At 64.1% G+C, this 12,935-nt stretch carries 10 protein-coding genes and 1 tRNA gene; 6 read left to right on the forward strand and 5 right to left on the reverse strand.

The features are described 5' to 3' along the window. Positions 1 to 31 precede the first annotated feature (31 nt). The 3 genes from P3C39_RS19870 (at position 32) to ggt (ending at position 5,486) form a co-directional block, all read left to right on the forward strand. Positions 32 to 2,134, forward strand: coding sequence for a bifunctional rhamnulose-1-phosphate aldolase/short-chain dehydrogenase (locus tag P3C39_RS19870; RefSeq protein WP_275954033.1), 2,103 nt, complete (start codon positions 32 to 34; stop codon positions 2,132 to 2,134). Positions 2,135 to 2,146: 12 nt separating this feature from the next. Next, entirely contained in the window at positions 2,147 to 3,436 is a 1,290-nt protein-coding gene (gene rhaI / locus P3C39_RS19875) for an L-rhamnose catabolism isomerase (RefSeq protein ID WP_275954032.1), read from the forward strand. Between the two features lie 310 nt (positions 3,437 to 3,746). Beyond that, positions 3,747 to 5,486: a gamma-glutamyltransferase gene (gene ggt, locus P3C39_RS19880; protein WP_275954031.1), complete on the forward strand. Its 1,740-nt coding sequence runs from the start codon at positions 3,747 to 3,749 to the stop codon at positions 5,484 to 5,486. A gap of 73 nt (positions 5,487 to 5,559) precedes the next feature. Here the strand turns inward: ggt and P3C39_RS19885 are convergent, their stop codons facing one another. Continuing rightward, a complete protein-coding gene (locus P3C39_RS19885; RefSeq protein WP_032808338.1) occupies positions 5,560 to 5,907 on the reverse strand; it encodes a hypothetical protein in 348 nt (115 codons plus the stop codon). Positions 5,908 to 6,411: 504 nt separating this feature from the next. Between P3C39_RS19885 and P3C39_RS19890 the strand changes: the two genes are divergently transcribed. The 3 genes from P3C39_RS19890 to P3C39_RS19900 are packed head-to-tail and all read left to right on the forward strand — an operon-like array spanning position 6,412 to position 10,249. After that, a complete protein-coding gene (locus P3C39_RS19890; protein ID WP_275954030.1) occupies positions 6,412 to 7,287 on the forward strand; it encodes an ABC transporter substrate-binding protein in 876 nt (291 codons plus the stop codon). Further along, entirely contained in the window at positions 7,280 to 9,328 is a 2,049-nt protein-coding gene (gene fhuB / locus P3C39_RS19895; protein ID WP_275954029.1) for a Fe(3+)-hydroxamate ABC transporter permease FhuB, read from the forward strand. The genes P3C39_RS19890 and fhuB overlap by 8 nt, the downstream gene beginning before the upstream one ends. Before the next feature lie 21 nt (positions 9,329 to 9,349). Further along, positions 9,350 to 10,249 (forward strand): alpha/beta hydrolase-fold protein, encoded by a 900-nt coding sequence (locus P3C39_RS19900; protein ID WP_275954028.1) that lies wholly within the window; start codon positions 9,350 to 9,352, stop codon positions 10,247 to 10,249. A gap of 26 nt (positions 10,250 to 10,275) precedes the next feature. Here P3C39_RS19900 and P3C39_RS19905 read toward each other — a convergent pair whose 3' ends face one another. From P3C39_RS19905 to P3C39_RS19920, 4 genes are all read right to left on the reverse strand, one after another. Then, positions 10,276 to 10,614 carry a hypothetical protein gene (locus tag P3C39_RS19905; protein WP_013533590.1) on the reverse strand — a complete coding sequence of 113 codons (339 nt, stop codon included), beginning with the start codon at positions 10,612 to 10,614 and terminating at the stop codon, positions 10,276 to 10,278. 377 nt (positions 10,615 to 10,991) lie between these two features. Then, complete coding sequence (locus tag P3C39_RS19910; protein ID WP_013533589.1) at positions 10,992 to 11,432, reverse strand: hypothetical protein; 441 nt, start codon at positions 11,430 to 11,432, stop codon at positions 10,992 to 10,994. A 154-nt stretch (positions 11,433 to 11,586) separates the two neighbouring features. After that, positions 11,587 to 11,662: transfer RNA gene (locus tag P3C39_RS19915), tRNA-Phe, on the reverse strand. A 319-nt stretch (positions 11,663 to 11,981) separates the two neighbouring features. After that, the gene (locus tag P3C39_RS19920; RefSeq protein WP_024504770.1) at positions 11,982 to 12,875 is read right to left on the reverse strand and encodes a helix-turn-helix domain-containing protein; all 894 of its coding nucleotides are present in this window, start codon (positions 12,873 to 12,875) and stop codon (positions 11,982 to 11,984) included. Positions 12,876 to 12,935: the final 60 nt, after the last annotated feature.

Genomic DNA, 12,935 nt, shown 5'->3' on the forward strand with positions numbered 1-12,935 from the left:
CGCCTTTTGCGTGCCTTCGGGAGGATTTCTTATGCTCGACAAGCGCACCGGCGCGCGCCTCGCCAATCTGTGGGACGAGGCCAAGGCTCACGCCATGAGCGGGCCGGAACTTCTGGTCTACCGTTCGAACACACTTGGTTCCGACAAGCGGGTCACCAACTATGGCGGCGGCAACACGTCGTCGAAGATCTGGCAGAAAGACCCGCTCACCGGCGAGGATGTCGAAGTGCTGTGGGTCAAGGGATCGGGCGGCGACAGCGCCTCGATCAAGCTGGACGGCTTTGCCACGCTCTACATGGACAAGCTGCGCGCGCTCAAAGGCCTCTATCGCGGCGTCGAGCACGAAGACGAGATGGTCGGCTTCCTGCCGCACTGCACCTTCAACCTCAATCCGCGCGCGGCCTCTATCGACACGCCGCTGCATGCCTACGTGCCGAAGCCCTTTGTCGACCACATGCATCCCGATGCCATCATCGCCATTGCCGCGGCGAAGGATTCGAAGGCGCTGACCAAAGAAATCTTCGGCGAGGCCATCGGCTGGCTGCCGTGGAAGCGCCCTGGCTTCGAACTTGGCCTGTGGCTGGAGAAATTCTGCCTCGAACACCCGGCCGCCAAGGGCGTCATCCTGGAAAGCCACGGCCTGTTCACCTGGGGCGACACCCCCAGGGAATGCTACGAGACGACGATCTCGGTGATCAACCAGGCGATCGAATGGTTCGAGCGCCGCTCCGAGGGTGTCGCTATCTTCGGCGGTGAAGCGGTCAAGTCGCTCGACGCCACTGAGCGCCGTGCCATCGCGGCCAAACTGATGCCGAGGATTCGCGGCCTGATCTCGGAAAGGAGCCACAAAACAGGCCATTTCGACGATTCCACTGCTGTGCTCGAATTCGTCAACTCCAGGGATCTGCGCCCGCTGGCGGCACTCGGCACCTCATGCCCCGACCATTTCCTGCGCACCAAGATCCGCCCGCTGGTCATCGAATTCGATCCGGCAAAGCCCGATGTCGATGCCGTCATCGCGCGTCTTGCCGACGACATCGCCGAATATCGCGTTGGCTACCAGGCCTATTACGACAGCTGCAAGCATCCGGACTCGCCCGCCATCCGCGATCCCAATGCCGTCGTCTACCTGATGCCCGGCGTCGGCATGTTCACCTTCGCCGGCGACAAGGCGACGGCGCGCATCTCGGGCGAATTCTATGTCAACGCCATCAACGTCATGCGCGGCGCCTCCACCGTGTCGTCTTATGTCGGCCTGCCTGCACAGGAAGCCTTCGACATCGAGTACTGGCTGCTCGAAGACCTGAAGCTGCAGCGTATGCCGAAGCCGAAGTCGCTTGCCGGCCAGATCGCCCTGGTCACGGGTGGCGCCGGCGGCATCGGCCGCGCCACGGCCAACCGCCTGCTGCGCGAAGGCGCCTGCGTGGTGCTGGCCGACATCGACGAGACAGCACTGGCCAGCGCCAATGACGAACTGGCGAAAGTCTACGGCAGGGACTTCGTGCGGCCGGTGCTGATCAATGTCACCTCGGAGGAGCAGGTCATTTCGGGCTTTGCCGAGACAGCGGCCGAGTTCGGCGGCATCGACATTCTGGTATCGAATGCAGGGCTGGCCTCCTCGGCGCCGATCGAGGAGACGACGCTGGCGCTGTGGAACAAGAACATGGACATCCTGTCGACCGGTTATTTCCTGGTCTCGCGGGAAGCGTTCCGGCTGTTCCGCGCGCAGAAGATTGGCGGCAACGTCGTCTTCGTCGCCTCCAAGAACGGCCTTGCCGCATCGCCGAACGCCGCCGCCTATTGCACCGCCAAGGCTGCCGAGATCCATCTCGCCCGCTGCCTGGCGCTGGAGGGCGCGGAGGCGCAGATCAGGGTCAATGTCGTCAACCCGGACGCGGTGTTGCGCGGCTCGAAGATCTGGACCGGCGAGTGGAAGGAACAGCGCGCCGCCGCCTACAAGATGTCGACCGACGATCTGGAGGAGCACTATCGCTCGCGTTCGATGCTGAAGCGCTCGGTCTTCCCGGAAGACATCGCAGAGGCGATCTATTTCCTGGCGTCCGACATGTCGGCCAAGTCGACCGGCAACATCATCAATGTCGACGCGGGCAACGCCCAGTCGTTCACGCGCTGAGCGGAGGGGACGATGGAACACATCATCTCCGCCGGCCTCGTCGACAAGGACAACGCCGCGCGCAAGGCAAACCTCGAGCGCGACTACGCCTCGCTCGGCGAGCGGCTCGACCGTCGCGGCATCGCCATCGACGCTATCAGAGACAAGGTCGAGAAATTCGCGGTGGCGATCCCGTCCTGGGGCGTCGGCACCGGCGGCACGCGCTTTGCCCGCTTTCCCGGTGCCGGCGAGCCACGCGATATCTTCGACAAGATCGAGGATTGCGCCGTCATCCAGCAATTGACGCAGGCGACGCCGACCGTTTCCCTGCACATTCCGTGGGATAAGGCCGATCCGAACCGGCTGAAGCAAGCGGCCTCGCGCTTTGGCCTCGGCTTCGACGCCATGAACTCCAACACCTTTTCCGACGCCAAGGACCAGAAGCTCTCCTACAAATTCGGCTCGCTGTCGCATGCCGACGCCGGCACGCGCCGGCAAGCGGTCGAGCACAATCTCGAATGCATCGAGATCGGCAAGACGCTCGGCTCCAAGGCGCTGACGGTGTGGATCGGCGACGGTTCGAACTTTCCCGGCCAGGTCAATTTCGCCAAGGCATTCGAGCGCTATCTCGACGCCATGAAAGAGCTCTACGCCGGACTGCCCGCCGACTGGAAGCTGTTCAGCGAGCACAAGATGTACGAGCCGGCCTTCTATTCCACCGTCGTGCAGGACTGGGGCACCAACTACATGATCGCGCAGGAGCTGGGCGACAAGGCGTTCTGTCTCGTCGACCTCGGCCACCATGCCCCAAACGTCAACATCGAGATGATCGTGTCGCGGCTGATCCAGTTCAAAAAACTCGGCGGCTTCCACTTCAACGATTCGAAATATGGCGACGACGATCTCGACGCCGGTTCGATCGATCCTTACCGGCTGTTTCTCGTCTTCAACGAACTGGTCGATGCCGAACTTTCCGGCGCCGAGGGGTTCGACCCGGCCCACATGCTCGACCAGAGCCACAACGTCACCGATCCGATCGAAAGCCTGATGCTGTCGGCAGTCGAGGTGCAGCGCGCCTATGCGCAGGCGCTGCTGGTCGATCGCAAGGCGTTGGAAGTTTTTCAGGATAGCAATGACGCGCTGATGGCGACGCAGACGCTGAAAGCGGCCTACCGCACCGATGTCGAGCCGATCCTCGCCATGGCGCGGCTGAAGACCGGCGGCGCCATCGACCCGGTCGCCGCCTATCGAGCGGCGGGTTACCGCGCCAAGGTTGCAGCGGAACGCCCTGCAGTCGCTGGCGGTTCGGGCGGGATTGTCTGAGGCCGAGCCGGCCCCCTCATCCGGCCGCTTTGCGGGCCACCGCCCTCCGGGCGTTCGTTGTTCGAAAAGCCAAGCAGTTGGCTTTTCGCCCGCTGCGCGGACCACGCCTCACCCCCGCAGGGGAGAAGAGACTGGCGTCAGCGCTGACACCTCCTCTCCCCTCGGGGAGAGGTCGGATTGCCCCGAATTGCCCTTCGCAATTCGGTTGGCAATCCGGGTGAGGGGGCTCTTTCTCGTGCTCCCTTAATTGTTAGTGGACTCGATCCGTCCAACACGGTCTTCTAGGCATCCCCCCGCCCGGAGAACCGCCATGCCTCTCAACCGTCGGACACTGATCGCCGCCAGTCTTTCCATCACCTTTGTCCTGGCGCCGTTGACGAGTGTCTTCGCCGCCTCGCCGGCGCCGGCCAAGGGCGAGCACGGCATGGTGGTGACGGCCCAGCATCTGGCGTCCGAAGTCGGCATCGAGGTGTTGAAGAAGGGCGGCAATGCTGTCGACGCGGCGGTTGCCGTCGGCTATGCGCTCGCCGTCGTCTACCCCAATGCCGGCAATATCGGCGGCGGCGGCTTCATGACCATCCGCTTCAAGGACGGCAAATCGACCTTTCTCGATTTCCGCGAGCGGGCGCCGCTGGCGGCGACAAAAACCATGTATCTCGACAAGGACGGCAACCCGGTGAAGGGCGCCAGCCTCGACGGCTATCTCGCCGTCGGCGTACCGGGCTCTGTGGCTGGCTTCGAGATGGCCCGTGAAAAATACGGCAAATTGTCCCGCCAGGATCTGATGGCGCCGGCAATCGGCTACGCCAAGAACGGGTTCATCCTCAACCAGGGCGACGCTGCCTCGTTTGCCGGCAGTGCCGACAGGCTGGCGAAGGACCCCGCGGCCGCCGCCATATTCCTGAAACCCGACGGCAAGCCCTATGGCATCGGCGAGCGGCTGGTCCAGCCCGACCTCGCCGCCTCGCTCGCCGCCATTTCCGAAAAGGGTACGGATGCCTTCTATAAAGGCGCCATCGCTGACGCCATCATCAAGGCGAGCGGCGCCAAGGGCGGCATTCTCGCCAAGCCGGATTTCGAGCAATATGCGGTGCGTGAGCTCAAGCCCGTGACCTGTACCTATCGCGGCTACGAGATCACCTCCTCGCCGCCGCCCAGCTCCGGCGGCATCATCATCTGCGAAATCCTCAACGTGCTGGAGGGCTATCCGCTGTCCTATCTCGGCGCAGGTTCCGCCGAGACGGTCCACGTCATGGTCGGGGCGATGCGCTACGCCTATGTCGACCGCAATTCAGCGCTCGGCGATCCCGATTTCGTCGACAACCCGGTCTCGAAACTGCTTGATAAGGCCTATGCCAAGGATATCCGCGACAAGATCGACCCGTTCCGGGCCGGCGTGTCGCAGGATTTGATGCCGAAGGGCTTTGGCGAGAGCAAGGAGACGACGCATTATTCGATCATCGACGATGCGGGCAATGCGGTCGCGGTCACCTACACGTTGAACGGTTCCTTTGGAGCCGGCGTCGTCGCCGACGGCACCGGCATCCTGCTCAACAACGAAATGGACGATTTCACCCAGAAACCCGGCGTGCCCAACCTCTATGGCCTGGTCCAGGGGGAGGCCAACACCATCCAGCCGAAGAAGACGCCGCTGTCGTCGATGAGCCCGACCGTGGTCGCCAAGGACGGCAAGCCGTTCATGGTCATCGGCAGCCCCGGTGGTTCGCGCATCATCACCATCACGCTGGAAGCGATCGTCAATGTCATCGACCACGGCATGAACATCCAGGAGGCGATCGACGCGCCGCGCATCCACCATCAATGGCTGCCCGACAAGGTGTATGTCGAGCCGTTCGGCCTGTCGCCGGACACAGAAAAGCTGCTGGCCGGCATGGGATATCACCTCGATCTCGCCGACCAGACCTGGGGTCAGGCCGCCGGCATCCTGGTCGGCGGCAAGAGCCTGGCGGAAATCGAGAAAGGCGGCGGCGCGCGCTACAACGGCGCCATCGACAGCCGCGCGGCCTCTGGCGAGGCGCTCGGATACTGACAGCTTGGAGCAGCGTGGCGATTCGGGTTGATCGCCCGCTGCTCAAGTGGATCGGCTCACACCGACTTGACCGTCACAAGACGAGCGTGAGGGTGGACGCAACCAGCATCAAGGCGGCAATGCCGACGAACAGCGCATAGATGCGCGGCCGGTCGAGCAGCAGCGCATTTCCGGAGATCCAGGCGGATGTGGCGCCGCCAAGCGCGAAGAGGAAGCCGTTGCGGTGCCCGAAGACCATCGATGCGGCCATCAGCCCGCCGATGATCAGCGCACCGAACACGATGATCACGGCAACGGCATATCTCTCGAAATCATTGCCGCTTCCCATGCTCGGGCCGATTGCGTTCAAGGTTGGCAGGTCGTCCGGATCGAAAGGGTTCGTCGACCCGTATTCGTCTTGACCGGCAGGCTCTCGCATCATTCGTTCTCCGTATAGCGGCAACAAATCATCAAGCCTTGCCGAGTGCAACCCGATCACGCTGCCTTGATGCGTTCGACCGGTCCTTGACGTCTTCAGGTGGCGGCTTGCTGCCGGCTTTTGGTTCTTGGCCGTCTTTGGTCTCTCAGGCAATCCAGGAAACGGCTGCCCAAAGGCGACCGTAGCTCCCTCTATCATGGAATGCATTCGTGGAGGAAAAATGATGCGGGGCGCGGATTGGGCTTCGCAAACCGTGATTCGGACGGTGACGTCGCACAGGGTTGTTGTACGGGCGAATCGCCTTGCGGCCAGTGGGCGTCTGCGCTTGGCATGCGGTTGCGTGAAAGTTGACTGGGCAGGCATCTTAAATGTTGACTAGTATACTCATGTTTCATAGTCACCGGGCAGTGGTCACTGGAGACCAACCCCCGAAAAGCAGGGCCGGCCGCATTGCAGAGAGACCAAGAGCCCCAGTCGAGAGCCGCGCCCGATCATTTGCGCAGCCGAATGACCCGGCGCCAGGCGCTCGGGCTTTTTTCGCTGCCGTTCGCCGGCATGGGGTCCTCCACGGCTGAAGCCCGTCCGTTGCGCATCGTCTGCCTGGATGACGGGTTGACCGAGACCTTGCTCATGCTCGGTGTCAGCCCGGTCGCCATTGCCGATCGGGAGGTCTGGGAGAAATGGGTGGTCGAGCCGCGGCTGCCGCCCGACGTCGCCGATCTCGGCACGCTGCTCGAGCCCAATCTCGAATTCCTGCAGCAGCTCAGGCCCGACATCATCCTGTCCATGCCGTATCTCGAGGGCATCAAGCCGCTGCTCGAACGCGTGGCTCCAGTGACGACGATCGGGCTCTATACCGAGGCCGGGCAGCCCTATCGGCGCGCGCTCGAGGCGACGCGCCAGCTCGCCGGGCTTGTCGGCAAGGAAAGCGAAGGCGAGGCGCTGATCGCGGCGACAGACGCGTATTTTTTGGAGGTTCGCCAGCAGTTGGCGCCGCTTTCGGCACGGCCGATCTATGTCGTCAGCTTCCTGGACCCGCGCAATGTGCGCGTCTACGGCGCAAAGAGCCTGTTTCAGGAGGTGTTCGACCGCATCGGGCTCAGCAACGCGTGGACGGCCGAGACCAACTATTGGGGGTTTTCGACCGTCGGCATCGACGGGCTGGCGACATCCAGCGATGCGCGCCTCGCCTATCTCGAACCCTTGCCTGAGGGCGCCGGCGGCACGCTGACCGAAAGTCCGGTCTGGAATGCCATGCCCTTCGTGCGCAACCGCTCGATCATGCGCCTTCCTGCCGTCCTGATGTTTGGCGCGCTTCCATCCGCGAGCCGTTTTGCCCGGGTCCTGGCATCGGCGATGACCGCGGAGGCCGCCCATGGCTGAGGATGCTGCCATTGCCCAAAGGGGGAAGCCTGCGTCGGCCGGCCGGGCCCCCGTGTGGAGCTTTTCCAGCAATCAGCCGGTAGGCGCGATCCTGCTTTGCGCGGTGCTGCTCGCGGCTGCGGCAGCGGCAACCGTCTCGAACCTCACCGTGCAACTGCCATCGGCGCTCTGGCTCCAATCGCTCGCCGCTCCCGACATCGCTGACATGCGGCAGGTGCTCGTCCACTATGCCTTCCTGCCCCGTCTTGCGATCAGCCTTTTGTGCGGTGCGGCGCTCGGGCTTGCCGGAACTGTCCTGCAGCAGGTTCTGCGCAACCCGCTCGCCTCGCCTGAAACCGTCGGCGTCTCGGCCGGTGCCTATCTGGCGCTGGCACTGGCGACGCTTCTGTCACCGTCCCTGCTTGCCTTCGGCCGCGAATGGGTGGCGCTGGCCGGCGCATTTATGGCCCTTGCCGCCGTCATCGCTCTGTCCTGGCACAAGGGCCTGTCGCCGCTTTCGGTGGTGCTGGCCGGGCTTGTGGTCAGCCTCTATGCCGGCGCCATCGGTGCCGCTCTCATCGTGCTGCGGCACGAATGGCTGGCCAGCCTGTTCATCTGGGGCGCCGGTTCGCTCGGCCAGCAGGACTGGTCGACGACGCTGTGGCTTTTGCCCCGCATCGGCGCAGCGGCGCTGGCGATCTTCTTCATGGTGCGGCCCCTGACCCTGCTTGGCCTCGACGATGAAGGCGCGCGCAGCCTTGGCGTGCCGCTCGGCGCCTATCGCTTCGCCGGACTGGCGGCCGCCGTCGCGCTGATCGCCTTTGTCGTTGCCGCTGTCGGCGTCATCGGCTTCGTCGGCCTGGCCGCGGCGACGCTCGCGCGCATCGGCGGTGGCCGGCGGCTTGGCCAACAGCTGGTGATGGCGCCGCTGATCGGCGGCGCGTTGCTGTGGGCCGCCGATCAAGGCGTGCAGATCGCCACCGGGCCGCAAGGCGACCTGCTGCCGACCGGAGCGATCACAGCACTTCTCGGTGCGCCGCTGCTGCTCTGGCTGCTGCCGCGCCTTGCGCTTGGCTCGGAAGCCCCGACCTTGATGGCCGTGCGCCTGCCGCGCGCAAGCCGGCCCGGCCTTGTTCTGATGGCACTCGGCCTGGCTCTGCTTCTGCTGCTCGGGCTGGCCCTGCTCTATGGACCGGGTCCGCATGGCTGGACCTTCGCCTTCGGCGACGAGCTGCAGCCTTTGCTGTCGTGGCGGTGGCCCCGCGTGCTTGCCGCGCTGAGTGCCGGGGCGATGCTGGCGCTTGCCGGGCTGATGATGCAGCGGCTGACCGGCAATCCGATGGCCAGCCCCGAAGTGCTGGGCATCAGTGCCGGTGCCGCCCTTGGCATGATGGTGGCGCTGTTTGCGCTCGTCGATGCCGGGCGCCCGGTTCAGACGGCGGCGGCAACGATCGGCGCCTTCGCCGCTTTGCTGGTGACGCTGGCGATCGGCCGTCGTGCCGCCTATGCGCCGGAGCGGCTGCTGCTTGCCGGCGTTGCCCTGACGGCCTTGTTCGACGCGCTGATCCTGGTGCTCACCGCGACCGGCGATCCTCGCGCCATGCTGCTGCTCAACTGGCTGACCGGTTCGACCTATGGCGTCGATGTCGGTGACGCCCTGCTGACCGGTGGTATCGCGGTCTGCCTCTTCGCGCTCGCGCCTTTCTTCGTGCGCTGGCTAAACATCCTGCCGCTCGGCTCCGCCGCCGTTCAGGGCCTTGGCATCAACCTGAAGAGGGCGCGGCTTCTCGTGCTGCTGGCCGTCGCGGCACTCACCGCGGCTTCGACGTTGATCGTCGGTCCGCTGACCTTCATCGGCCTTATGGCGCCGCATCTTGCTCGTCGCCTTGGCCTTTCCCGTGCGCTGCCGCAGGCCATTGGCGCGGTGCTCGCCGGCGCGCTGATCATGGTCGCCGCCGACTGGGTGGGCCGGATCGCCATCTTCCCGCGCCAGATCCCGGCCGGTCTTGTCGCCACGTTGATCGGCGGCCCGGTGCTGATGTGGCTGCTGCGCCGCCGCTGACCGTTTTGCCTGGAGATATCCATGTCCAAGATATCCATGTCCAACGCGACGCCAGCCCTGATCGCCAACACGGCGGTCCACGATCTTGTTCCGGCGCAGGGCGGCGCGCCCTGGCGGATATTCCTGCATGTGCCGTCCGGGCCGGTGCCCGAGGCCGGCTGGCCGGTCCTCTACATGACCGACGGCAACGCCGTCATCGGCACGGCGGTCGACGCCATGCGCGCGCAGGCCTTCTATCCCACGGGCACCAATGTCGGCTGGGGCGTCATCGTCGCCATCGGCTATCCCGTCGACGGCGCCTATGATCCGCTGCGCCGCTCATGGGATCTCGGCCCGCCGCCAGGCAAGACCTACCCGCCCTTCCACGAAGGCACGTCCGAAGTCCGGACCGGTGGGGCAGGGAAATTCCTTGCTTTCATCGAGGATGAGCTGAAGCCGTGGGTCGCCAGCCGGGTCACGGTCGATGCCAGCCGCCAGGCGCTTTACGGCCATTCTTTCGGTGGCCTGTTTGCGCTCTACGCCCTGTTCACGCGGCCTTCTTCCTTTCAGACCTGGATCGCGGCGAGCCCCGCCATCTATTGGGAAGACCGTGCCATCGACCGCTTTCTCGAAGCCTTCGAGGCCGCCATTCCCGATGGTCTGGCGGCGACCATGATCCTGTCGGCCGGCGAGTACGAGACCGAGAAGCTGGCGCCGTTCCAGATTGGCGCCGAGGACGAGGAAAAGCGCCTGAAGCAGAAAAAGGTGACACGCACCGACGCATTCGCGCGGGCAATGGCGCAGCGTCTTGACGCGCTCCCGGGCGTGCGCGCCAGTTTCGAACTGCATGCCGGCGAGAACCACATGTCGATCCTGCCGGTCACCGTCAATCGCGCGGTGCAGGCGGCGTTTGCGGTGAGGAGGGACACCGCCCTTTGCTGAACGCCGCAGCAAGACGGTCGGCGCTGTCATTCCTGTGAAGGGGAGGCGCTCAATCGGCGGTAGGAGACGCCGCCGAAGTTTGCCGTCACAAAATCCGTGACGGACATCTTGCGCTTGCCTCCGTCGCTGCAGGCGTAAACCGGCCAACCGGCATCGCTGCATTCGCTGGCAGCGCAGATGCGCGCCAGGCAGTTGCCGATAGTCAGCCGGAAGCCGCCCTTGCCGGCGAAGCCTTGCAACAGGCTGCCGTCCGCCGAGCGCCATGTCCGCGCACGGAATTCCGCCCGCAAAAGCAGTGGTTCGAGAGGGACCGCAAGGTTGTTTTCGCCGGCACGCCCTGCGAGCTGCAGACGGAAGCGCGCCATTGCGGTCGCGTATGCAGTCACAAGATCGGCTTGGCGAAAATAGGCGGTTGCCAGGCTTGGGCGGTCAAGCAGATGAGACGTCCACTCGCCTGCCCCTACCGGCCTCACCAAGGCAACAAAGGCAAGAAAGGCGAAGCAAGCTCGTGACATTTCCAGCAGCCATATCTGTCTCGGCGTGCCGGTTTGCCCCCGGTTGCCCTCCCATAACATCCCGCCAATCGGCGCCCGGCGCAAGCCGCTTGCTAAGGCAGTTCAGAAGGCCGCCGAGCAAGGGATCCCGGAGCCGAAGACGGTGACCCGCATCGACGAACCTGTGCGGGCGATCGCGAGAGGGTGGCGGTGTTTGCGGCAAGGGATCTTGACCAGCCCAGGGTTTCCTAGCCGATGCGAGCCGGCGGCAGCTCGAACAAAGTGGCGCCGTTCTCCCGGCCGCGCTCGACATAGCCGATGACGCCGAACCATCTTGCGACATCCGGCCCCTGGAGCCAACTGCGCGAATGGATGGCGAGGTTGCCGGCGAGCGCCTGGATATGCCTGATATGCCGCTTGCAGAAACGGACGGTCGTGGCCCGGAAGAAGTCCTCCCGTGCGGCGAACAGCGTGTCGGCGGCGTCGCTGTTCTCATGCCAGGCGATGATCGCCACGGCCTTGTCGCCCTCGACAAGCGCGTGCGCGCGGCCCTCCTTCAAATTCATCATAAGGTTGTCGTAGGCGATCTTGCTGTCCTTGCCGGCAGCGACGTATTCGTCCGACATCCGCTTGGACAGACCGCGAAAGACATCCTCCAGATCCCCAAGCGTTGCTGCGCGTGCTCTCATTTCACCTCCTGCAGCCCCAACGGGCAGTTTGCCCTAGGGTTGAGGGGTGGCCAAGCAAATTAAATCCGCCGGCGGGCTAATGTGCGCAAAGTGATTCCACTTGGCGATGCAGGCGGCGACGCGACGGGGGTGCCCAGAACGGACCAGGAGGGGATGGTGCCCAGAGGCGGATTCGAACCACCGACACGCGGATTTTCAGTCCGCTGCTCTACCAACTGAGCTATCTGGGCCTGTTCCGGCAAACGAAAACTCGCAGGCCGGAATTCATCGAGGCGCCGTGGGCGCCCCTTGAAAGCGCGTGGGTTATAGCACGGGAATTCGGCCTGTCCAGCGCCTAGGTGGCGATTTCAGGCAGGAAAAGCGATGCCGTGCGGTGCCCCGGTTTCCATGCTGCTTGCAGGCCGGAATGGCGCACGGCATGGCACGATCCGGCCTTCGCCATTCTTGTCCGTGCCGCTATTGCAGGCTGAAACGCCGTGACATGTCTTTTAGCCGGCGGTCGAGGCGCAGCAATGCTCGCGGCACTGGGCGCCCGCAAGTCGCCATCGCCTATCTGGCGCCGGTCACGCCGCGCCGAAAATCGGAAGGCGACATGCCGGCGAGCTTGCGGAACGACTTGTTGAAGGCGCTGAGCGAGCCGAAACCCGAATCCATGGCGACACGCAGCACATTGGCGTCCTGATGCATCAAAAGCGCCTGCGCATAGCTCAGCCGCAACAGGTTCACATACTCATTGAGCGTCATGCCGGTGGATTTCTTGAACAGGCTCATGGCGTATTTGGGATGGATGTCGGCGGCCGCGGCGATGTTCACGCAATCGATGTCATAGAGGAAGTTTTCGGCGATGAAATCGCACATGCGTCCGACATTCCGCGACGATTGCTGGTCAAAGGGGCTGCCTGTTTCCTGGTCGGTCGGAGTTGCGGATACCAGCCGATAGGGCTCGAACCGCACTCGCTCCAGCCGCAGCAGCAATTCGTTGACGGCATGTTCGGCCTTGGCCTGGTCGCCGGACCGGGCGTAGCGGTTCCAGCGCTCGAAATTATGGTTGTCGGACTGGTCGGTGGCTGATGTCACCAGTGTTGCGCCCGTCATCAGCCGATGCCTTATATCCGTGGGCAGGTGCAGCCGGAAGAAATGCACCAGCGGCAGATGCGCTCCGGCATAGATGGCGTCGTCGGACAAATCGTCCATCTGGTGCGGCAGGCCACCCCAGAACAGGCACATCTCGCCGGCCGAAAGCGAAATCTCGTGGTCGTTCATGCGGTAATGCACGCTGCCGCGCACGATGAAATTAACCTCGACTTGGGCGTGCCAATGCGGCTTGAGCATCACCAACGGATTGGTGTGAAACATCTGCAGGAGCAGCGGCAGGCCTTCCACGCTGCTGGCCCCAGGCTGGTAGAACGGCCGTTCAGGCATCTTACTTTCCGCCAATTTCATATTCCCTTTGACGGCGACAGGCCTTGCCCGGTGCATAATCTAGCCACGCTCACAGTGAGA

The sequence above is a fragment of the Mesorhizobium sp. XAP4 genome, from assembly GCF_029269325.1.
GTDB classification, from domain to species: domain Bacteria; phylum Pseudomonadota; class Alphaproteobacteria; order Rhizobiales; family Rhizobiaceae; genus Mesorhizobium; species Mesorhizobium ciceri.